19 protein-coding genes are annotated in these 18,952 nt (G+C 74.8%); 8 read left to right on the top strand and 11 right to left on the bottom strand.

Features of this window, described 5'->3' with window-relative positions; all coding sequences use genetic code 11:
- Positions 1 to 11 precede the first annotated feature (11 nt).
- From ET526_RS02885 to ET526_RS02880, 3 genes are read right to left on the bottom strand one after another with little or no spacing between them, the layout of a single operon-like run.
- Positions 12 to 1,982, bottom strand: a complete 1,971-nt coding sequence (locus ET526_RS02885; RefSeq protein WP_158295469.1) for a glycosyltransferase family 2 protein — start codon at positions 1,980 to 1,982, stop codon at positions 12 to 14.
- On the bottom strand, positions 1,979 to 2,752 hold the full coding sequence (locus ET526_RS21200; RefSeq protein ID WP_158295468.1) for a hypothetical protein: 774 nt from the start codon (positions 2,750 to 2,752) through the stop codon (positions 1,979 to 1,981). Before ET526_RS21200 ends, ET526_RS02885 begins: the two co-directional genes overlap by 4 nt.
- Positions 2,749 to 3,660, bottom strand: coding sequence for a hypothetical protein (locus ET526_RS02880; RefSeq protein WP_135466157.1), 912 nt, complete (start codon positions 3,658 to 3,660; stop codon positions 2,749 to 2,751). Before ET526_RS02880 ends, ET526_RS21200 begins: the two co-directional genes overlap by 4 nt.
- A gap of 170 nt (positions 3,661 to 3,830) precedes the next feature.
- Here ET526_RS02880 and rfbF point away from each other — a divergent pair, with 170 nt between their 5' ends.
- Positions 3,831 to 4,628: a glucose-1-phosphate cytidylyltransferase gene (gene rfbF / locus ET526_RS02875; protein ID WP_135466156.1), complete on the top strand. Its 798-nt coding sequence runs from the start codon at positions 3,831 to 3,833 to the stop codon at positions 4,626 to 4,628.
- 13 nt (positions 4,629 to 4,641) lie between these two features.
- Here rfbF and ET526_RS02870 read toward each other — a convergent pair whose 3' ends face one another.
- A complete protein-coding gene (locus ET526_RS02870) occupies positions 4,642 to 5,181 on the bottom strand; it encodes a UPF0262 family protein (RefSeq protein WP_135466155.1) in 540 nt (179 codons plus the stop codon).
- Positions 5,182 to 5,210: 29 nt separating this feature from the next.
- A complete protein-coding gene (locus ET526_RS02865; protein ID WP_135466154.1) occupies positions 5,211 to 5,672 on the bottom strand; it encodes a DUF983 domain-containing protein in 462 nt (153 codons plus the stop codon).
- Between the two features lie 180 nt (positions 5,673 to 5,852).
- Here ET526_RS02865 and ET526_RS02860 point away from each other — a divergent pair, with 180 nt between their 5' ends.
- A complete protein-coding gene (locus tag ET526_RS02860; protein WP_135466153.1) occupies positions 5,853 to 6,518 on the top strand; it encodes an aspartate/glutamate racemase family protein in 666 nt (221 codons plus the stop codon).
- 229 nt (positions 6,519 to 6,747) lie between these two features.
- Here the strand turns inward: ET526_RS02860 and ET526_RS02855 are convergent, their stop codons facing one another.
- Positions 6,748 to 7,740 carry an N-carbamoyl-D-amino-acid hydrolase gene (locus ET526_RS02855; RefSeq protein WP_135466152.1) on the bottom strand — a complete coding sequence of 331 codons (993 nt, stop codon included), beginning with the start codon at positions 7,738 to 7,740 and terminating at the stop codon, positions 6,748 to 6,750.
- Between the two features lie 173 nt (positions 7,741 to 7,913).
- Here ET526_RS02855 and ET526_RS02850 point away from each other — a divergent pair, with 173 nt between their 5' ends.
- Together ET526_RS02850 and ET526_RS02845 are read left to right on the top strand one after the other, a co-directional pair.
- Positions 7,914 to 9,110 carry a chymotrypsin family serine protease gene (locus tag ET526_RS02850; protein WP_135466151.1) on the top strand — a complete coding sequence of 399 codons (1,197 nt, stop codon included), beginning with the start codon at positions 7,914 to 7,916 and terminating at the stop codon, positions 9,108 to 9,110.
- A gap of 139 nt (positions 9,111 to 9,249) precedes the next feature.
- The gene (locus tag ET526_RS02845) at positions 9,250 to 9,552 is read left to right on the top strand and encodes a hypothetical protein (RefSeq protein WP_135466150.1); all 303 of its coding nucleotides are present in this window, start codon (positions 9,250 to 9,252) and stop codon (positions 9,550 to 9,552) included.
- 14 nt (positions 9,553 to 9,566) lie between these two features.
- Here ET526_RS02845 and ET526_RS02840 read toward each other — a convergent pair whose 3' ends face one another.
- The 3 genes from ET526_RS02840 to ET526_RS02830 all read right to left on the bottom strand — a co-directional run bounded on the left by ET526_RS02840 (position 9,567) and on the right by ET526_RS02830 (position 12,786).
- Positions 9,567 to 10,361, bottom strand: coding sequence for an NUDIX hydrolase (locus ET526_RS02840; RefSeq protein WP_204623456.1), 795 nt, complete (start codon positions 10,359 to 10,361; stop codon positions 9,567 to 9,569).
- 5 nt (positions 10,362 to 10,366) lie between these two features.
- Positions 10,367 to 11,365: a Bug family tripartite tricarboxylate transporter substrate binding protein gene (locus ET526_RS02835; protein WP_135466149.1), complete on the bottom strand. Its 999-nt coding sequence runs from the start codon at positions 11,363 to 11,365 to the stop codon at positions 10,367 to 10,369.
- 128 nt (positions 11,366 to 11,493) lie between these two features.
- On the bottom strand, positions 11,494 to 12,786 hold the full coding sequence (locus tag ET526_RS02830) for an ERF family protein (RefSeq protein ID WP_135466148.1): 1,293 nt from the start codon (positions 12,784 to 12,786) through the stop codon (positions 11,494 to 11,496).
- Positions 12,787 to 12,977: 191 nt separating this feature from the next.
- Here ET526_RS02830 and ET526_RS02825 point away from each other — a divergent pair, with 191 nt between their 5' ends.
- Positions 12,978 to 13,697, top strand: a complete 720-nt coding sequence (locus ET526_RS02825) for a DUF1028 domain-containing protein (RefSeq protein WP_135466147.1) — start codon at positions 12,978 to 12,980, stop codon at positions 13,695 to 13,697.
- Positions 13,698 to 13,882: 185 nt separating this feature from the next.
- On the opposite strand, the gene ET526_RS02820 is transcribed toward ET526_RS02825, so the two are convergent.
- The gene (locus ET526_RS02820) at positions 13,883 to 14,737 is read right to left on the bottom strand and encodes an alpha/beta fold hydrolase (protein ID WP_135466146.1); all 855 of its coding nucleotides are present in this window, start codon (positions 14,735 to 14,737) and stop codon (positions 13,883 to 13,885) included.
- Positions 14,738 to 14,843: 106 nt separating this feature from the next.
- Here ET526_RS02820 and ET526_RS02815 point away from each other — a divergent pair, with 106 nt between their 5' ends.
- The gene (locus tag ET526_RS02815) at positions 14,844 to 16,067 is read left to right on the top strand and encodes an MFS transporter (RefSeq protein WP_158295467.1); all 1,224 of its coding nucleotides are present in this window, start codon (positions 14,844 to 14,846) and stop codon (positions 16,065 to 16,067) included.
- Between the two features lie 42 nt (positions 16,068 to 16,109).
- Here ET526_RS02815 and prpB read toward each other — a convergent pair whose 3' ends face one another.
- On the bottom strand, positions 16,110 to 17,033 hold the full coding sequence (gene prpB / locus ET526_RS02810) for a methylisocitrate lyase (RefSeq protein WP_135466144.1): 924 nt from the start codon (positions 17,031 to 17,033) through the stop codon (positions 16,110 to 16,112).
- Between the two features lie 200 nt (positions 17,034 to 17,233).
- Between prpB and ET526_RS02805 the strand changes: the two genes are divergently transcribed.
- The gene (locus tag ET526_RS02805) at positions 17,234 to 17,983 is read left to right on the top strand and encodes a CoxG family protein (RefSeq protein ID WP_135466143.1); all 750 of its coding nucleotides are present in this window, start codon (positions 17,234 to 17,236) and stop codon (positions 17,981 to 17,983) included.
- Between the two features lie 59 nt (positions 17,984 to 18,042).
- Positions 18,043 to 18,939 carry an AAA family ATPase gene (locus ET526_RS02800; RefSeq protein WP_135466349.1) on the top strand — a complete coding sequence of 299 codons (897 nt, stop codon included), beginning with the start codon at positions 18,043 to 18,045 and terminating at the stop codon, positions 18,937 to 18,939.
- The last annotated feature ends 13 nt before the right edge of the window (positions 18,940 to 18,952 follow it).

The raw sequence follows: 18,952 nt of genomic DNA, 5'->3' as shown, positions 1-18,952 counted from the left end.
CGCCGGCCGCGTCAGACGCCGGCGCGTGCCTCCGCGTGCCTGGCGCGGTGCGCGCCGCGCGCCGCCCGCCAGCCCTCGCTGTCGCGCATCAGGCCGAGCGCCACGAGCTGGTCCGGGCCGGCGAAGCGCAGGCTGCGCTCCGAGTGCAGGCGGAAATCCGGGTCGGCGCGCAGCGCCTCCAGGTAGCGGCGGTATTCGCGCGAGCCGTCGAAATGCGCGCCGCGCGCCACCGCGTCCTCGGCGCGGGCGTGGAAATCCTGCAGGTACTTGAAGTGCAGCAGCACCCCGCTCGGCTGGTCCGCCGCCATCGCCATCGGCGCCAGCATGTGGGTGGAGGAGATCAGCCGCGCCCCCTCCCGCCACCGCACCAGCGGCACCTTGGTCAGGTTCGGCGAGCGGCGCGGCGCCAGCGCCCGGAACCAGGCGGCCCGGCGCAGCGGCGGCAGGCGCCAGCCGAGGTTGAACAGCTTCTGGTGGATCAGGCGCCCCGGCCGGCGCGGATCGGCCTCGGGGAAGAACAGGCGCTCGCGCAGCCCGCCATATTCCTGCTCCCAGGGGAAATGCGGCGCCGGCTCGCGGCGCAGCGCCGGCGGCTCGAACCAGGGCGCGGCCGCGAGCAGATCGTCGCCCGGGGCGAAGCGCACCGCGCGCAGCGGCTCGGCCGGGAAGCAGTCGAGCAGGAGAGTGCGCAGCGCCTCCGAACCCAGCGCGTCGAGATGCTCGCAGAGCGGCCGCAGCCCCGCCTCGTCGCTGCCGGGGAAGACCAGCAGCTCGTCCGCATCCACCACCAGCACCCAGTGGCCGCGCGCGTAGCGGTCGAGCAGCGCGTTGGTCCAGTCCACGCCGAAATTCGAGGCGGCATAGCTGCCCGGCGCGTCGAACAGGTGCACCCAGGGGTGCCGCGCCGCGATCTCGCGCGTGGCGTCGCCCGAGCGGTTGTCCACCACCAGCGCGCGGTCCACGCCGAGGCGGCGCAGGTGGCGCAGCGCCGCGGGCAGGCGCAGCGCCTCGTCGCGCGTGACCAGGAGCGCGAGGATCTCGCCGGGCTCCGGCCGCGGCTCGGGGCCGAGCGGCGCCAGCCCGTCCGGCAGGGCGGAGGGCGCGGCCGGGCGGCGCGGGGCGGCGAGGCGCAGCGCCTCCCGCACCGCCGCCGGCTCCCGCGCCAGGTCGAATTTGCGCGCGAAGGGCCGGCCGCTGGCGCGCGCCGCGGCGAGTTCCGCCGTGCCGATGAGGCGGGGGCTGTAGGCGTCGATGCGCTGCCAGGAGGGGGGCTCGCCCACCCGCTCCGCATACGCCGTGGCGCCGAGCAAGGTCTGGAAGAACGCCTCGTCGGGGATGCGCACGCGGCGGAAGAAGGCGGCGTACCAGGGGTTGGCGTCGAGGAAGGCGAGCAGGTCGCGGGCGCAGCCGGCGGTCATGTGCCACCACTGGCTGCCGACCATCGGTGTCATCCCGCGCAGCCCGCGCGCCAGGTCGCGCCGGCCGAGCCGCCAAGCGTTGCGGTTCAGCGCCCGCAGCAGCGGCCGCTCCGCCTCCCGCCCCGGCAGGGCGGGATGCCAGAAGCGGTGCAGGCTCTCGCGCTCCGGCGGCTCCGCCGCGGCCAGGCGCAGATCCATGTGCTCCCTGCCGTCGAACAGGAAGGCGGCGATGCGCTCCGGCGGCTGCACCGGCAGGTGGGTGCCGGAGAGCAGGCAGAGATGGCGCGTCCCCGGATCGGCCAGCGCCTCGCGCATCAGGGCGAGCGTCGCCTCGACCATGGCGAAGCCGCCCCAGGCGATGCGGCGGCAGCGTTCCTCCGCCAGCAGCGCCGTGCCCGCCGGCGGCGCGGCGGCGAGCTCGCGGCGCAGCCCGGCGGCGCGCGGGTCGAGATGGACGAGGCAGCGCGCCCCCGCTGCACCGAGGCTCTCCAGCAGCAGGCGGAGCTGTGCCGCGTTGTCATGCGCCAGCACCAGGCAGGCGAGGCCGGCGAGCGGCGGGCTCATGCCGCCCCCCAGGCGCGCCAGTAGGCGGCGGCGGCGCCCCGCAGCCGCGCCGGGCGGCCGAGCAGGGCGGCGAACAGGCTGGCGCCGGGGCGGTCCGTCTCGACCTCCGCATGCGCCGCCACGACGCGCCGGGCCGCTTCCAGCAGGCGCCGGCGGGCGAGCGCGGCCGGGCGGCCGAGCGGCAGGCGGAGCCCGCGGTGCAGCCGGGCAATCCGCCGCGCCAGCGCCACCCGCCCGGGCGGCAGCAGCGCCGCCCATGGGTGATCGCCCCCGACCGCCAGCACCCCGGCGCCCTGCGGATGGTGGTCGAGCAGGCCCCAGAGGGCATGGGCCGGGTCAGGCATCGCCATCGCCTCCTGCCCGGGCGGCGCGGCCTCGGGATGGGCGAGCAGGAGGCGCGCGCCCGGCCGCGCGCCCAGGGCCGCCGCGACATGGGCCGGCGGGGCATCGGCAGGGGGCCAGAGCAGCACCGGCGCGCCCCGCGCGAGGCGCGGCAGCTCTCCCACCTCGCCGCCGAGCCAGAGGGCGGGCTCCGCCCTGCCGGTCCGGGGGGGGCGCTCCTCCACCGCGAGGCCGTGCGCGGCGAGCAGCGCCGCCACCCCCTCGAGGCGGAGCGCGCCCTCGGCATCCTCCGGCGGCGGCAGGCCGCACAGGCGCACCCGCCGGGCTCCGCCGAGCAGGGCCGGCACGCGGTCGAGCCGCCGCTTCAGCCGCTCCATCTCCCGAAGCCCGGGGTGGCAGGGCAGCGGCGCCGTGGCGCCGCCGCTCATGGGGCGGCGCGGCCCGCTTCCCCGACGCCGCGGCTCAGCAGCCGGGCGAACAGCCGCCGCCGCGCCGCGCCGAGGTCCATGCGAAGGTCCCGCACGGCCTGGCGCAGCTCGACCCTGGGCCAGAAGGGCTTGACCGGGTGCCAGAGCATGTCCGGCCGGCTGCCGGCGCGCAGGAGCGGCGGCTTCCACATCAGCGTGCCCGGGGCGAGGCCGATGTCCTGCATGGTGCTGCTGTAGAAGCGCCCGCGCAGCGCGGGCGGGGTGAAGGGGCCGTCCCCACCGGGGTCGAGCAGGGTCAGCCCGGCCCGCGCGATGGCGGTGGGCCAGACGGTTTCCGAATGGCCGGCCCAGCCGGCGCGCCAGGCCGCGTCCACCGCCTGCCAGCCGGCGCGGCTGACCCGCCAGACCGGCATGAAGGCGCAGAGCATCTCCTCCTCCGCCAGCGGCACGGGCGGGCGCAGGGTGTGCCACCACATCCAGTCCGGCTGGTCGGTGCGGCGGCGCAGCACGGGAACGATGAAATCGGCCGGATGGTCCTCGAAGGCACCGAAGAAGCGGTACCAGGGGCCGCTGAAGCGCACATCGTACTCGACCAGCCAGGCGCGGTCGTACTCGGGATGGGCGCGGAGGAAGTGCAGCGGCACCAGGTCGGTGTGGCCGCCATTCCACAGGTTCCAGTCGGCGCCGCCGCATTTCGTGACATAAGGGGGGAAGCGAAGCTCCGGCGTGCGCGCCACGTGGTGCGGCACCCGCTGGAGCAGGGGCGGCACCGGCGCGCCGGGGGGGAGATGGATCAGCACCCAGGGCTCGTAATGCGCCGGCAGGCCGCGGCGGAGGCGCGCGAAGACGCGCGCCGCGCCGCGGTCGAAGAAATGGGTCTGAAACAGCAGCGCCGTGCGACAGGTCATTGGAGCTCCGGGGCGGGCCCCAGCAGGCTGAGGCAAAGACGCAAGCTGCGCCTCTCAAACTAACGCGAGACGAAGTTTTCGAGACAGCCCACGCGCCCGGACTGGGCTAAGCATCGTTCCGGACGCCGGCGCGCCGGTGACGCCACCTATCAGGTTCTTGAGGACAATCCATGGCGGTTGGAAAGGTGCGCCGGGCGGTGATCCTTGCCGGCGGGTACGGCACGCGGCTGATGGAGGAGACGGAGGCGCGCCCCAAGCCGATGGTCGAGATCGGGGGGCGCCCGATCCTGTGGCACATCATGAAGATCTACCTGGCGAACGGGATCTCGGAATTCGTGATTCCGCTCGGCTACAAGGGCTACATGATCAAGGAGTTCTTCGCCAACTACCGGCTGCACACCAGCGACGTCACCTTCGACTACAGCCGCAACGAGATGCTCACGCATGACCGCCGCGCCGAATCCTGGAAGGTGACGCTGGTGGACACCGGCCTCACCACCATGACCGGAGGCCGGCTGCGGCGGCTGCGGGACTACCTGGGCGACGAGCCCTTCTGCATGACCTATGGCGACGGCGTGGCGAGGCTCGACATCCAGAAGGTGATCGCCTTCCACCTCTCGCACGGCCGCCTCGCCACGGTGATCGCGGTGCACCCGCCCTCCCGCTTCGGCTCCCTCGACCTGCAGGGCGACCGGGTGCGGGCCTTCCGCGAGAAGCCGCCGGCCGGGGAGAACCGCATCAATGGCGGGTTCTTCGTGCTGTCGCCCCGCGTGCTCGACTACATCGAGGGCGATCACACCGTCTTCGAGAAGGAGCCGCTCGAGCGCCTCGCCGCGGATGGCGAGCTGATGGCCTGGCGGCATGACGATTTCTGGTTCTCCATGGACACGCTGCGCGACAAGAAGCAGCTCGAGGAGATGTGGGCGCAAGGCCAGGCGCCCTGGGCCGAGGGCTGGAACGGCGGCTGAGCCGGGCGCCCGCTCAGATGCGCTGATGCAGGGCGCAGACCAGGGTGAAGAGGCGGCGGGCGGTCTCGAAATCCACCGAGACGCGGCCGCGCAGCCGCTCCTGCAACAGCGCCGCGCCCTCGTTGTGCAGGCCGCGCCGGCCCATGTCTATGGCCTGGATCCGCGCCTCGTGCCCGCCCTCGACCACCGCCCGCTCGTGGCTCTCCACGATCAGGTGGTAATCCTTGATCAGCCGCCGGAACGGGCCGAGGGCGAGGATCACCGCGCGCAGCGGGCGGTCCTCGCCGTCCCGGATGTCGAGGATCAGCCGCCCCTCCCGCACCATCAGGCGCAGGACGAAGGGGCCGCCGGGGATGCCGCTCGGGTCGAAGCTGTTGTCCTGCAGCAGGTCGGCCACCGCCTGCCGCCGGTCCGCCTCGGCATAGGCGGAGGGCAGCGGCGTCGCATCCGGCAGCTCGATCCGCTCCAGGCGGCGCGTCGCCCGTGCCGTCTCCGCCGACGACGGGGCATCGGCCAGGCCGGCGCCGCCCCCGCTCAGCGGCGCCCGCCGCATGGTTCCGATCCCCTGCTCATCGGGCGGGGTCACGCGCCCGGCCGCCCGCGATCCGCCCCGGGCAACGGGGCGGCGACGGGCAGGGCCGGGCCATGCTCCTCCCCGGTGAGGCCGAGGCTGGCCATCCAGCCCACCACCGCGCCCTTGATCGGGCGCAGCGCCAGGGTGCAGAGGATGGCGAAGAGCGGCAGCCACAGCGCCATGTGCAGCCACATTGGCGGCATCCAGGCCTTCTCCACCAGAAGGGCCAGGGGCAGCAGCAGCTTGCCGACGATGAAGATGGTGAAGTAGGGGGGCGCGTCGTCCGCCCGCAGCGCCCCGAGCGGGGCGGCGCAGGACGCGCAGCGCGGCACCACCCTGAGGTAGCCCTGGAACACCTGCCCCTCGCCACAGGCCGGGCAGCGGTTCCTGAGCCCGCGCAGCACCGCGGTGCCGAGCGGCGGCGACCCGAAGGCCGCGGCGGGGGTAACGGGATGGGCTTCCCAGCGCATCCGGCAGTCCTCCTGGAGTGTTCCTGTGCAACGGCCGCCCGGACGCTTGGTGGCCTGCGGGGACTGGTATTGTGCGGCGCAATATGGCCCCGCGCCGCCCCTGCGATCAAGCGGAACGGCGCGTCCGGCCGGCGGCGTCCGCCGCTTGCCCAACGCGGCGCGCCGCGCGAGGCTTCACAGATGGGCGACCGCATCCTCGTCATCAACCCCAACAGCTCGGCCTCCTGCACCGCGGGCATCGCCGCCGCGCTGGCGCCCTTCGCCGCGCCGGGGCTGCCGCGGATGGAGGTGATGCGGCTCGAGCAGGGGCCGCCCGCCATCGCCACCTGGCGGGACTGGCATGGCGTCGCGGAGCCGCTCTGCCGCCTCGTGGAGAGGGAGCAGGCCCTGGCCTACGTGATCGCCTGCGCGTCCGATCCGGGGCTGGAGGCGGCGCGCACGGCCACCGCGCGGCCGGTGCTCGGGATGCTGCGCTGCGCCGTGGCCGCCGCCCTGGCGCGCGCCGAGCGCTTCGGCATCGTCGGCTTCCTCGACACCTCCCGCCCCCGCCAGCTCCGGGTGCTGCAGGCGATGGGGGTGGAGGCGCGGCTGGCCGGCTACGAGGCGCTGAACCTGCCGATGGAGACGCTGACCGATCCGCACGCGCCGCGGGAACGTCTGCGACAGGCGGCGCGCACCCTGGCCGGGCGGGGGGCGGAGGCGGTGGTGCTGGGCTGCGCCGGGCTCGCCGGGCATGTCCACGCCGCCGAGGACGCGGCCGGCCTTCCCGTGATCGAGCCCTGCCGGGCGGCGGGGGCGCAGGCGCTGCTCGCCGCCCTGTCCGGGCAGGGCGCGCGGGAGGCCTAGAGCCGTTTCCACGCGGCCATGAACGCGAAAACGGCTCCAGGCCATCGTTTGCAGGGCAGAGTCACGCTCCCGGCCGTTCCCAGCCGTCCGCGATCCGCTCTGCAGCATGTTCCCTTCGCCCTGGCTCGCGGCGCATGCTCCGGTTCGCCGATCGTGCGAGCCTCTTCGCCCGTTCCGGCGAGGCCGCCGGAACGGGGCCGCTCCCGGGGCGCGCCCGGATCGGCCCGCCTCACCCGGCCGGGCGCGGCCGCCAGGCGGGCGGGGCCTCGCTGCCGACCTGGGCGGTGATGCGGCCATAGGCCTCGGGGCGGCGGTGGCGGGCGAAGTCGAAGATGGTGCGCCGGCCGAGGTCGCACATCGAGAGGTCGCACTCCGCCACGATCAGCTCGTCCTCCCAGGAGGTGGCCTGGGCCATGATCTCGCCCTGTGGGTTGACGATGATGGAGTGGCCGAACAGCTCGTGCCCGTCCTCCGTGCCGGCCTTGGCCACGGCGGCGGCGAAGCAGGCGTTCTGGTAGCAGCCCGCCTGCACCGAGAGGTGGGAGTGGAAGACGCGCAGGTGGTGCGCCTCGAAGCCCCGGTTCTCCATGTTCAGGCTGGGCGTGTTGTAGCCGAGCATGACCAGCTCCACCTGCTGCAGCCCGAGCACGCGCCAGGCCTCCGGCCAGCGCCGGTCGTTGCAGATCATCAGGCCGATATTGGCCTCGGTGCCGCCGAGCGGCGCGCGGACCACCGGGAAGCCGAGATCGCCGACCTCGAAGTAGCGCTTCTCCAGGTGCTGGACCCCGCGCCGCGGGTCGTACTCGGCATGGCCGGGCAGGTGGACCTTGCGGTACTTGAGCACGATCTCGCCCGAGGGGTGGACATAGACCGCCGTGTTGAAGCGGCGCTTCCGCATCCGGCCGGCGGCGTCCGGCTCATGGGCGAGTTCGGCGTAGCCGAGATGGAAGCCGATGCCGTAGCGGCGCGCCGCCTCGAACAGCGGGGCCGTCGCCGCCGAGGGCAGCGCGGTCTCGAACCAGCGATCGGCGCGCTCCGGCTCCTCCTCGTACCAGCGCGGGAAGAAGGTGGTCAGCGCCAGTTCCGGGAAGACCACCACCTCGGCGCCGCGCCGGTGCGCCTTCTCCATCAGCCGCACCATGCGCCCGACGGCGACGTCGCGGCCCTCCGCCTTCTGGATCGGCCCGAGCTGGGCGGCGGCGAGGACGAGGGTGCGGGCCATGGCGGCATCTCCCTGCGGATCGGATGCGCGCATCCTGCGAGAGGGAGAGCCTTCGGTCGAGGCGCCGCCATCTCCCTCGCCTCCTGTGTGGCCGCGCACAGAGGGCGCCGTGCCGCGGGACCGATGCTTCCCCTCCGTCCGCCCGGTGGCGGATGCGCGAGGGAGATCCCGTCATGCCGAGCGGCACGAATGACGACAGGTCAGGACGCTTCGAGACTCCTGGCGGCGGTGGCGGCGCGGAACGGCCCGGGGCGGAGCCCCCGGCGCAGGGAGAGCGTTTCGAGGCGCCCGACGCCGATGCCGCCTCCGCCCAGGCGGAGGCCGACGACGCGGCGCTGCGCGAGGCCCTGTCCGGCGTGGACGGGGACCTGCTGGCGCTGCGCGACGAGATCGAGAAGACCCTCCTCGCCGCCACCGGCGAGGAGGTGCCGGCGCAGGCCGCGGAGGCGGAGGGCATCGTCGGCGTCGGCATCGGCTTCCCGGACGCGGAGGCGCTGGCGAGCGGCCTCGCCACCAACCTCGAACTCGGCAAGGCGGCGCTCACCCTCTACACCGTCGAGCCGATGGCGGCCGAGCGGCTGCAGGCGAGGGTGGCGCGGTCCGCGGGCACGCGCGCCCTCTCCGAGGTGCCGGTGCAGCAGATCCCGTGCGGCGTCATAGACGCCCAGCCGCACCGGATGCGGCTGCGGCCCGCGCCCGGCGGGATCTCGGTCGGGCACCATGCGATCACGGCCGGGACGCTCGGCTGCCTCGCCACCGGCCTGTCGCCGCCGACCAGCAGCCGGCTGCTGATCCTGAGCAACAACCACGTCCTCGCCAACTCCAACGCCGGCAAGTACGGCGACTGCATCTGCCAGCCCGGGCCGTTCGACGGCGGCCGGTGCCCGGCGGACCAGGTGGCGATCCTGCACAGCTGGGTGCCGATCAGCTTCGGCGGCGCGGCGAATTACGTGGACTGCGCCACCGGCTGGGCCTGGCCAGACCGCGTGCGGCGGGAGCTGATGTATCTCTCCGGCGGCACGGTGCGCTACTTCCGGGTGGGGGCGACGCCGCTGGCGCCGGCGCTCGGCATGATCGTGGGCAAGAGCGGGCGGACCACGCAGCTCACCCAGGGCCGCGTCACCGACATCGCCGCCTCGATCAACGTGAATTTCGGCGGCGGCCGGGTGGCGCTGTTCCGCGACCAGATCGGGATCCGCTCGACCGGCTCGGGCAATTTCTCGGCGGGCGGCGATTCCGGCTCGCTCATCTGGCGCTGGAGCACGCAGCGCGAACCGGTCGGGCTGCTCTTTGCCGGCGGCGGCGGGATGACCTTCGCCAACAAGATCGGGCGGGTGCTGAGCGCACTCAGGATCCGCCTCTACACCTGAGGCGGGCGGACCCGCCTGAACGGGTGAGGATGCCCGCACGCTTCAGGCGCCGGGCCGGCCGAGGCGGCGGCGCGTGGCCGCCGCCGCCCCGCCTGCGATACTCTCCCCCCGCGCGAGGGAGAGAGGAGAGAGGGCGAGCATGACGCAGCAATTCGACGGACCGCCCGGCTCCGGCCCCGCCCCGGACACCGGCCCGATCCCCTACCACCCGGCCGAGCCGGCGCCCGCCGGCCGCGCCGAGGCGGTGCGCCAGCGGCACGAGGCGGCGCTGATGGCGATCCCCGGCGTCACCATGGTGTCGGTCGGCCAGGGGCCGGCGGGGGAGCCGGCGATCCGGCTCGGCGTCCGCGACGCCTCGGTGCTGCCGCACCTGCCCGCGGCGATCGAGGGCGTGCCGGTGGTACCGGTGGTCACGGGGCCGATCGACGCCCAGCCGCGCTGAGGGCGGGCGGCGCGCTACATGGCGCGGCGGCCGAGCGGGAAGAGCGGGCCGCCATAGCCCGCCTCCACCGGGATGCGCATGCGCAGGGCGCCGTCCGCGGCCTTCTCGACCTCCGGCTGCACCGTCACCACGGGCGTGGCCGCGGCGGCGGCGAAGGCGGCAGCGGCATCGGCGAAGCGTGCCAGCCGCTCCAGGTTGAGGCGGGTGGCGAAGACCAGGGTGCGCCGCCCGGCCTCCGCCTCGGCCACCGCCAGCGGGGGGCGGATCCACAGGCTTTCCACCGCCTCCTGCCCGTCATGCGTCCCGGCATGGCCGGGCGGGGCAGGGGCGAGGAAGAAGTGGGTGTCGAAGCGCTTCGGCAGGTCGGACGGCGTGATCCAGTGCGCGAAATGCGCAAGCGCCGCGAGGTCCGGCACCAGCCGCTCCGCCCGCAGCAGCGCCGCGAAGGAGAGGGCGCCGGCGTTCACCGCCGCCTGGTGCGCGGCGGTGATGGCCTCGGCGCGGTCATGGGGCAGCGGCGTGCCGTCCTCGTGCCGCGCCAGCAGCAGGCCGCATTCCTCGAAGGCCTCGCGGATCGCGGCGACGCGGAACGGGTTCAGCGGGTCTTCGCCCGGCAGGGCGGCGGCGATGGCGTGGTCCCCCTCCTCCACCCGCCCGCCGGGGAAGACCAGGGCGCCGGAGGCGAAGTCGATCTGGTGGTGGCGCACCACCATGAACACCTCCAGCCCCTCCGGCCCGTCGCGCAGCACGAGCACGGTCGCCGCCGGGCGGGCGGGAACCGGCGCGGCGGCGCCCGGCATCTCGCGCATCGGCGCTACTCCGTGCGGATGCCGGCGGCGCGGATCACCGGTGTCCAGCGCTCGTAATCGGCGCGGATGCGCGCGGCGAACTCCTCCGGCGTGCCGCCGACCACGCGCCCGGCCTGGGTCTGCTCCACCGAGCGGCGCACCTCCGGCACCTGGATCGTGGCGTTGAAGACGCGGTTGATGGCGGTGACGAGGTTGGGCGCCATCCCGGCCGGGCCGAGGATGCCGTGCCAGACCGAGGCGTCGAAGCCGGGCAGGGTCTCCGCCAGCGGCCGCACCCCCGGCAACTGCTCCACCGGGTCCTTCGAGGCGATGGCGAGCGCCTTCAGCTTCCCCTCGCGGATCTGCGGCAGGGAGGTGGAGACGGTGATGATGGCGCTCTGCGTCTCGTTGGCGAGCAGGCTGCGCAGCACCTCGGCGCCGCTGCGGTAGGGCACCGGCGTCATGCGCAGCCCGGCCTCGCGCAGCATCAGCTCCTGCGCCAGATGGCCGATGTAGCCGACGCCGGGATGGGCGTAGGGGATGTCTCCCTGCCGCCGGGCGTATTCGAAGAAGCTTGGGGCGTCGTTCGCGGGAACCGAGGCCGGGACGACCAGCACCAGCGGCAGCGTCACCAGGTGGCAGATCGGGGTGAAGGCCGTCATCGGGTCGTAGGGCAGGCTGGGCTGCAGCTCCCTGCCGATGGCGTTGGCGCCGAGATCGCCCATCATCAGGGTGTAGCCGTCCGGCCGCGCCTGGGCGGTGACGTTGCCGGCGATGGTGCCGCCGGCGCCGCTGCGGTTCTCGACGATCAGGTTCTGGCCGTTGGCATGGGCGGGGAAGGCCTGGGCGACGGTGCGGGAGAGCGTGTCGATCGCGCCGCCGGCGCCGAAGGGCACGATCAGGCGCACCGGGCGCTCCGGCCAGGCGCCCTGGGCGGCGGCGCCGCGCGGCAGGCCGAGCGCGGCGGCGAGCGCCAGCAGCGCGGCATCGCGCCGGCCGAGGCGGGGGGTGGAGGGCTGGGTCATGGGGGCGTCTCCCGGTCCGTTCTTGTCGCGCCCGCCGGCCGCCCTCCTCCGCGCGCGGGGCAGGCGGCCGGGGGGCCGGGGGCGGACAGTGCCGCCGCCCGACCGGCCGCGCAACCGCCCCGCCGGGATCAGCCCGCCGCCGGCTGCGGCGCCTCCTCGGCGCCGAGCCGGTCGAGCACCTGCCGCGCCGCGGCGTGCCGCGCCGCCTGGCCGAGCGCGCGGACGTTCCGCCGCGCGAGCAGGCTGCGCGCCTCGGGCGGCACCGCGTTCCACGCCTTCGCATAGGCATGGGCGAAGGCCACCGGATCGCCGATCGGCTCGGAGAGGACCTCGCCCTCGGCGCTGCGCAGCACCAGGCCCGCGGGCGCCTCCGCCGCGCGCTCGCCGCCGCGGGGGCGCGCCTCCTCCCCGCCGGCGCGGCGCTCGGCCTGGGGGGTGCGGTTGGCGGCCGCCGCGGCGCGGACGCGGGCGATCTGGCTCGCCACGTGGCGACGCAGCAGGGCGAAGGTGGCCGGGGCCTCCTGCTGCATGGCGGCGAGGGTCTCGGCCCACCTGCCCTCCCAGTGCTGCTGCAGCGCCTCGACATGCTGCGGCTCGGTGGCGCGCAGCGCGGCGACGAAGGCCGCCGCCGGCTCGGTGCCGAGGGAGCGCTTCAGCCCGGCGCCGAGCTCGCGCTCCAGCGCCTCCCAGGCCCTGGTGCCGCGGAGCTGCTCGAGCACGCTCATGCGGCGGATCCAGTCCTCGAGCAGGGCGTGGCCCTCCTCCACCCCCTCGGCCAGGCGGGCGCGGTTCAGCAGCACGCGGGCCACCGCCTCGCCCACCACCTCGCCGATCTCGGCCGGCCCCTCGTCGGCGCGGCCGGCCTCCGCCTCCGCCGCGGGGCGGCCGCGCTCGCGCCGCGGCGCGAGGTCGGCGTAGTGGTTGCCGGCGGCGCGGTTGGCGTCGTCGTCCTCGTCCGGGGCGATGTTCAGCATGGCGCTGATGGCATAGCGGCGGATGTAGGTGACGACGGAGCCGAAGGCCTGCGGGTTCTGGCCGAGCGGCGGCAGCGCCACCTCGCACTCCATCCACTGCCCGCTTTCGTGCAGCAGGCGGGTGACCAGGGCGGGGCCGCGCTCGGTGCTGACGATGGGCTGCAGGATGCAGAGCCCGTTCTCCGCCAGCACGCGGCGGGTCATGTCGGTGATGCGGTCGAGCGTCGCGTAGCGGAAATTGTAGGAGCCGGCCTGGGTCCGCACCTGCACCGAGCGGTTGCGGGCCGGGTTCTCCATCGCCGCCTGGGCCCGCACGAGCGCCGGGGCGATGCGGGAGATGTCGGTGCTCTCCCGCATCTTGCTGTTGTGGTCGCAATAGGCCCGGAGGTTGACGATGCCGCTCATCTGGGGCTCGCCAGTCTCCGGGGTGCGCACGATCTCGTTCATCGGACGGTCCTGTTCTGGGGGGACGCGCACCGGAGGGGCCGGGGCGGCCGCGCGCCGCGTGGAAAGAACAGATAGGGAACACACGACTCGACGGCAAGGGCCGGCCGAGCTCCTTCCCCCTCCGCACCGGACCCGCCTCCCCTCCCGGCCGAATGGCCGTAGGATGCGGCGATCGAGGCAGGGGAGTCCCGATGACCTGGTCCATCGTCGCCCATGATCCGGCCACCGGCGCCTTCGCCGTGGCCGTTACCACCTGCGCCTTCGCCGTGGGGGCGAGCTGCCCGTTCCTGCGGGCGGGGGTGGGCGCCGTCTCCACCCAGTCCTTCACCAACCGCTATCTCGGCCCCGCCATCCTCGACGCCCTGGCGCGCGGCCTTCCCCCCGCCGCGGCGATCGAGGGGGCGCTGGCCGGCGACGAGGGGCGCGGGATCCGCCAGGTGCACGCGGTGGACCGGCACGGGCGCAGCGCCGCCTTCACCGGGCGGAACTGCGTGGAGTGGTGCGGCGACCGGGCGCTGCCCGGCTTCTCCGTCGCCGGCAACATGCTCGCCGGTCCGGCGGTGCTGGAGGAGACCGTCGCCCGCTTCCAGGCCGGCCGGGACCTGCCCCTGCCGGAGCGCCTGCTCGCCGCGCTCGACGCCGGACAGGCGGCGGGCGGGGACAGGCGCGGGCGGCAGAGCGCAGCGCTGCTGCTCACCACCACCGAGGACTTCCCCGACATCAACCTCCGCGTGGACGACCACCCGGAGCCGCTCGCGGAGCTGCGCCGCCTGCTCGGCATCTGGCGGCGGGAGCGGGAGCCGGGGCTCGGGGACGCGCCGAGCAAGGCCAATCCCTCCGGCAGGCACGACCTCGACGCCATCGAGGCCGGCTGGCGCGCCCGCGGCCTCGATCTCCGCTTCCGGCGCTAGAGCGGACCCCGTTCAGGCGGCCTCACCCGCAGGGGTGAAGAGGCTGGCTATCGGAAGGCTGGAGCAGCGGACGAAAAATGCCCTAGAGCAGATCGCGGACGGCCGGGACCGGCCGGGAGCGTGACTCTGCCCTGCAAACGATGGCCTGGAGCCGTTTCCGCGTTCATGGCCGAGTGGAAACGGCTCTAGGCCGGAGTGGCGTCCAGGCTCCACCGGCCGCGCTCGACGGTGGAGAGGAAATCCGCCACCGCGCGGTTGAAGGCCATCGGCTCCTCCAGGTTGATGGCGTGCCCGGTGCGCGGGTGCACCCACAGCCCGGCGTTGGGCAGCACCCGCTTGAGGAAGATGCTGGTCTCGACGCAGGGCCAGTCCTCGTCGCCGAGCGCGATCAGCGTCGGCACCGCCATGCGGCGCAGCTCCGCCTCCCAGTCGAAGATCGAGTCCCGCCCGCCCTGGTAGCGCTGCATGGTCAGCCCGGTGCCGAGGCCGGAATGCTGCGCCAGCCGCTCCATGTAGGCCGCCCAGCCGCGCGGGTCCTTCTTGCGGAGCTGGATGCGCGTCGGCGAGGTGCCGGTCTCCTCCGCCATGGCGCCGGCCCAGCCCTCCTGGATCAGCCGCTCGCCCCGCTCCCTGCTGGCGGCGCGGAACGCCTCCTGCTCGTGCTTCGGCGAGCCGGAGCCGATGCCGGCCAGCACCAGCGCCGTCGCCATGCCGGGATGGCGGATCCCGAGCAGCAGCGCCGCGAAGGCGCCCATGGAGAGGCCGACGACGTGCGCGCGCGGGATGTTCAGGTGGCGCAGCACCGCCACCGCATCCGCCACCGCGAAGTCCTGGCCGTACAGCTTCGGGTCCGCCGGCACGTCCGAGGGCGGGTAGCCGCGCGCGGCATAGGCGATGCAGCGGTATTCGCGGGAGAAGAAGCGGAGCTGGTCCTCCCACTCCCTGTGGTCGGCGCCGAATTCGTGGATGAACAGGATCGGGTGGCCGCTGCCGGCCTCCTCGTACCAGAGCCGCGCGCCATCCGATGGGGCGTAGGGCATGGGCGTCCTCCCGTCTCGCCGTTCCTCCGATCCTGCACCGCCGCGCCGCGCCTTGCACCCCCCCTCGCCAGCGCCGCGCCGGCGTGGAAGGCTGCGCGGTCCCGCCATGCCGAGAGACGACGCGCCCCGCCCCGCCGGCCACCCGCTGCGCCGGCTGCTGGCCAACCCGGATTTCCTGCGCCTCTGGGCCGTGGGCGGGCTCGCCAACGCCATGCGCTGGGTGGAGACGCTGGTGGCCGCCGTCTTCACCTTCGAGGCGACGGGCTCCGCGCTCGCCGTCTCGCTGGTGGCGGTGATGCGGGCGCTGCCGATGCTGCTCGCGGGCGCCGTCGCCGGCGCCGTCGCCGAGGTGCTGGACCGCCGCCGCCTGCTGATGGCGGGGCAGGCCGCGACCGCCGCCGGGGCCTTCGCCGTCGCCGCGCTGGCCGTGGCGGGGCGGCTCGAGGTCTGGCATCTCGGCGCCGCCGCCCTGCTCGGCGGGCTGGTCTGGACCGGGGAGATGGCCTCCCGCCGCCGCATGGCGAGCGAGGCGGCGGGGGAGCGCGACGTGGTGCAGGCGGTGGCGCTCGACAGCATGACCGCGAACACCACGCGCATGCTCGGGCCGCTGCTCGGCGGGCTGCTCTACCAGACGCTCGGCCTCGCCGCCGCCTTCGCGCTCGCGGGGATCTGCCACCTGGCGGCGCTGGCGCTGCTCGCCGGCGTCCGGCTGCCGCAGGCCCGGCGGCGGCTGCGGCCGCGCCGGCTGCTGGCCGACGTGGCGGACGGGGTGCGCGTGGTGCGGCGCTTCCCGGTGCTGCGGGCGGTGATCGGCGTGACCGTCGCCATGAACGTGTTCGGCTTCTGCGTGAACGCGGTGATGCCGGCCTTCGGCAGCGCCGCCTACGCCGCTTCCCCCCTCCAGATCGGCGTACTGACCGCGGCCGAGCCGGCCGGGGCGCTGCTCACCGGCCTCGTGCTCGCCGCCGGGCGTGGCGTGCCGCTGAGCGCGGCGCTGATGATCGGCGGCTGCGTGCTGTTCCTGCTCTGCCTGCTGCTGCTGCCGCTGATGCCCGCGCTGTGGCTCGCCGTGGCGGTGCTGATGCTGGGCGGGGTCGGCACGGCGCTGTTCTCGGCGCTGCAGACGGCGCTGCCGGTCACCTGCGCGCCGCCCGAGGCGCGCTCGCGCGTGCTCGGGCTGGTCACCACCTGCATCGGCATGGGGCCGGCGGGCGTGCTGGCGATCGGCGCGCTGGCCGACGCGCTGGGGCCGGGGCGGGCGATCCCGCTGATGGCCGCGGCGGGCCTCGCCATGCTGGCGGGCATCGCCTGGCGCACGCTGCGGCGATAGGGCAGGCGGCGAGGGCCGGGGCCGGCCCTCCGCGATCCGTCCCTATCCCCTCGGGGACGGCGCCTGCGGCAGCACCGTCCGCACCAGCGTCGCGTCCAGCGCCTCGTAGTCGTGGTAGCCGATGGCGGCGTAGAGCTCGGCCCGCGTCTGCATCCGCTCCACCATCCGATGGGTGCCGCCCTCGGCGCGGATCGAGGCGTAGAGCTCCTCGATCGCCTTCGCCGCCACGCGCAGGTGGGAGACGGGCCAGATCACCATGGCGTAGCCCATCTCCTGGAACTCCTTCGCCGTGAAGAAGGGCGTGCGGCCGAACTCGGTCATGTTGGCGAGCAGCGGCACCCCGGGCAGGCGGCGGGCGAATTCGCGGAACATGTCGGCGCTGGTCAGCGCCTCGGGGAAGATGGCGTCGGCGCCGGCCTCGAGGTAGAGCTTGGCGCGGCCCACCGCCCCGTCCATGCCCTCGCTCGCCGCGGCGTCGGTGCGGGCGATGATGTAGAGGTGCTTGCGCGCCTTCCGCGCCGCGGCGAGCTTGGCCGCCATGTCGTGCGGGTCGGCGAGCTTCTTGTCGTTCAGGTGGCCGCACTTCTTGGGCAGGAGCTGGTCCTCGAGGTGCACGGCCCCGGCGCCCGCCTCCTCGAAGCTGCGCACCATGTGCATCACGTTCAGCGCCTCGCCGTAGCCGGTGTCGCCGTCCACCAGCATCGGCAGCGCCGCGGCGCGGTTCGCCTGGCGGATCCAGAAGCAGACCTCGTCCACGGTGATCATGCCGAGGTCGGGCAGGCCCATGGTCGCCGTCATCGCCGCGCCGGAGAGGTAGATCGCCTCGAAGCCGGCGCGCTTCGCGAGCAGCGCGGCGAGGCCGAAATGCGCCCCCGGCATCTGCAGGATCTCCGGCCGGTCGAGCAGGCGGCGGAAGCGGAGCCCGGCAGGCTCGTCCGGGACGTCGGTGCCGATCACGTAGGGCATGGCTCGGGGATCCTCGGTTCGGAATGGGGGGCGGGGCGACCCGCGCCCTCGCCGGAGGCCGGGCATCCTGCCGGAACCCGGCGGGGCCGTCACGACCGCGCGCGCCCGGCGCCGGGTGCAACCGGGATGGGAACCCGGCGCCGGGGGTTCCCCTTCCCGCCCTTGGACCGTAAGGTCCGCGCCGAGATCGGGAGCAGACCATGGAGATGACAGGCGAGCGGCGGATCCCCGCGCCGCGCCAGCAGGTATGGGAAGCGCTGAACGACCCGGAGGTGCTGCGCGCCTCCATCCCCGGCTGCGAGTCGGTCGAGCGCGTCGCCGATGACCAGTTCCAGGCCCGGGTGGCGGTGAAGATCGGCCCGATGGCGGCGAAATTCGGCGGCAGGGTGAGGCTCGAGAACATCAACCCGCCGGCGAGCTACACCATCACCGGCGAGGGCAACGGGGGCGCGATGGGCTTCGCCAAGGGCGGGGCGGACGTGGCGCTGCAGGAGCTGGGCCCGGCCGAGACGCTGCTCACCTACCAGGTGAAGGCCCAGGTGGGCGGCAAGATGGCCCAGCTCGGCGCGCGGCTGATCGACAGCACGGCCAAGCAGATGGCCGACCAGTTCTTCGACCGCTTCAGCCGCCACTTCGCCCCCGCCCCGGTGGCCGAGCCGGTCGGCGCCGGCGCCGAGGCGCCCGCGGGCGTCACCCCGGTTGCCGGCACCGATACCGAGTACCTCGCCGACCGGCAGGGGCTGCAGACCAGCCCGGTGACGCAGCACGGCGTGACGCCGGTGACCGGCCCGATCGGCGCCGGGGCCGGGGAGCGCTCCCCGCCCCCCGCGACGCCGGAGGATTTCCGCCCCCTGCGCCTGCTCACCACCATCGAGCCCTTCGGCCTGCCGCTCCAGTTCTGGATCGGCGCCGCGCTCATGCTCGTCATCCTGGCGCTGATGTTCCTGTGAGCGCGAGCGCACGCCCCCCCGGCGAGGAGGCCGCCGCCGCGCCGCGGGCGGCGGGCGAGATGCCGCGTTCGGTCGAGGCGACGCAGCAGCTCCTCGCCGCCGGGGGCTACGTCGCCGACCGGGCGCTGGCGACCACGGTGCACCTCGCCCTGCGCATGGGCCGGCCGCTGTTCCTGGAGGGCGAGCCGGGCACCGGCAAGACCGAGATCGCCAAGGTGCTCGCGGCGCAGCTTCCCCGCCGTCTGGTGCGCCTGCAGTGCTATGACGGCCTCGATCTCTCGGCGGCCGCCTACGAGTGGAACCACGCCCGCCAGCTCATGGCCATCCGCCTCGCCGAGGCCACCGGCGAGGCCAGGGACCGGGCGGCGCTGGAGCGCGGCATCTACGACCGCCGCTTCCTGCAGGAGCGGCCGCTGCTGCAGGCGCTGAGCCCCGAGGGCGGGCCGGCCGTGCTGCTGATCGACGAGCTCGACCGCGCCGACGAGCCCTTCGAGGCCTTCCTGCTGGAGATCCTGGCCGACTTCCAGATCAGCATCCCCGAGCTCGGCACCATCCGGGCGGAGACGCCGCCGGTCGTGGTCATCACCTCCAACCGCACGCGGGAGGTGCACGACGCGATCCGCCGCCGCTGCCTCTACCACTGGGTGGACTACCCCGACGCGGCGCGGGAGCGCGCCATCCTGCGCATCCGCGCGCCGGGGGTGTCGGAGCGCCTCTCCGCCCAGGTCGTCGCCTTCGTGCAGAAGCTGCGCGCCGGGGACTACTTCAAGCTGCCTGGCGTCGCCGAGACCATAGACTGGGCGGCGGCGCTGTCGGCGCTGGACGCGAGCGAGCTCGAGCCCGCGGTGGTGGACGAGACGCTCGGCGTGCTCCTGAAGTACCAGGACGACATCGCCAGGCTGCGCGGCGCCGAGGCGGCGAGGCTGGTCGCCGAGGCGAAGCAGGCGGCGGCGTGAGCGCGCGGCGCCG

Origin of the sequence: Crenalkalicoccus roseus, assembly GCF_004761865.1 — a bacterium.
Classification (GTDB): Bacteria; Pseudomonadota; Alphaproteobacteria; order Acetobacterales; family Acetobacteraceae; genus Crenalkalicoccus; species Crenalkalicoccus roseus.
The sequence above is the reverse complement of the archived record's forward strand: the minus strand, read 5'-3'. Positions and strand labels throughout refer to the sequence as shown.

Coding starts and splice junctions, on each gene's coding strand:
- ET526_RS02885 (WP_158295469.1), bottom strand. CDS start 1,982: ATGAGCCCGCCGCTCGCCGGCCTCGCCTGCCTGGTGCTGGCGCATGAC.
- ET526_RS21200 (WP_158295468.1), bottom strand. CDS start 2,752: ATGAGCGGCGGCGCCACGGCGCCGCTGCCCTGCCACCCCGGGCTTCGG.
- ET526_RS02880 (WP_135466157.1), bottom strand. CDS start 3,660: ATGACCTGTCGCACGGCGCTGCTGTTTCAGACCCATTTCTTCGACCGC.
- rfbF (WP_135466156.1), top strand. CDS start 3,831: ATGGCGGTTGGAAAGGTGCGCCGGGCGGTGATCCTTGCCGGCGGGTAC.
- ET526_RS02870 (WP_135466155.1), bottom strand. CDS start 5,181: ATGCGGCGGGCGCCGCTGAGCGGGGGCGGCGCCGGCCTGGCCGATGCC.
- ET526_RS02865 (WP_135466154.1), bottom strand. CDS start 5,672: ATGCGCTGGGAAGCCCATCCCGTTACCCCCGCCGCGGCCTTCGGGTCG.
- ET526_RS02860 (WP_135466153.1), top strand. CDS start 5,853: ATGGGCGACCGCATCCTCGTCATCAACCCCAACAGCTCGGCCTCCTGC.
- ET526_RS02855 (WP_135466152.1), bottom strand. CDS start 7,740: ATGGCCCGCACCCTCGTCCTCGCCGCCGCCCAGCTCGGGCCGATCCAG.
- ET526_RS02850 (WP_135466151.1), top strand. CDS start 7,914: ATGCCGAGCGGCACGAATGACGACAGGTCAGGACGCTTCGAGACTCCT.
- ET526_RS02845 (WP_135466150.1), top strand. CDS start 9,250: ATGACGCAGCAATTCGACGGACCGCCCGGCTCCGGCCCCGCCCCGGAC.
- ET526_RS02840 (WP_204623456.1), bottom strand. CDS start 10,361: ATGCGCGAGATGCCGGGCGCCGCCGCGCCGGTTCCCGCCCGCCCGGCG.
- ET526_RS02835 (WP_135466149.1), bottom strand. CDS start 11,365: ATGACCCAGCCCTCCACCCCCCGCCTCGGCCGGCGCGATGCCGCGCTG.
- ET526_RS02830 (WP_135466148.1), bottom strand. CDS start 12,786: ATGAACGAGATCGTGCGCACCCCGGAGACTGGCGAGCCCCAGATGAGC.
- ET526_RS02825 (WP_135466147.1), top strand. CDS start 12,978: ATGACCTGGTCCATCGTCGCCCATGATCCGGCCACCGGCGCCTTCGCC.
- ET526_RS02820 (WP_135466146.1), bottom strand. CDS start 14,737: ATGCCCTACGCCCCATCGGATGGCGCGCGGCTCTGGTACGAGGAGGCC.
- ET526_RS02815 (WP_158295467.1), top strand. CDS start 14,844: ATGCCGAGAGACGACGCGCCCCGCCCCGCCGGCCACCCGCTGCGCCGG.
- prpB (WP_135466144.1), bottom strand. CDS start 17,033: ATGCCCTACGTGATCGGCACCGACGTCCCGGACGAGCCTGCCGGGCTC.
- ET526_RS02805 (WP_135466143.1), top strand. CDS start 17,234: ATGGAGATGACAGGCGAGCGGCGGATCCCCGCGCCGCGCCAGCAGGTA.
- ET526_RS02800 (WP_135466349.1), top strand. CDS start 18,043: ATGCCGCGTTCGGTCGAGGCGACGCAGCAGCTCCTCGCCGCCGGGGGC.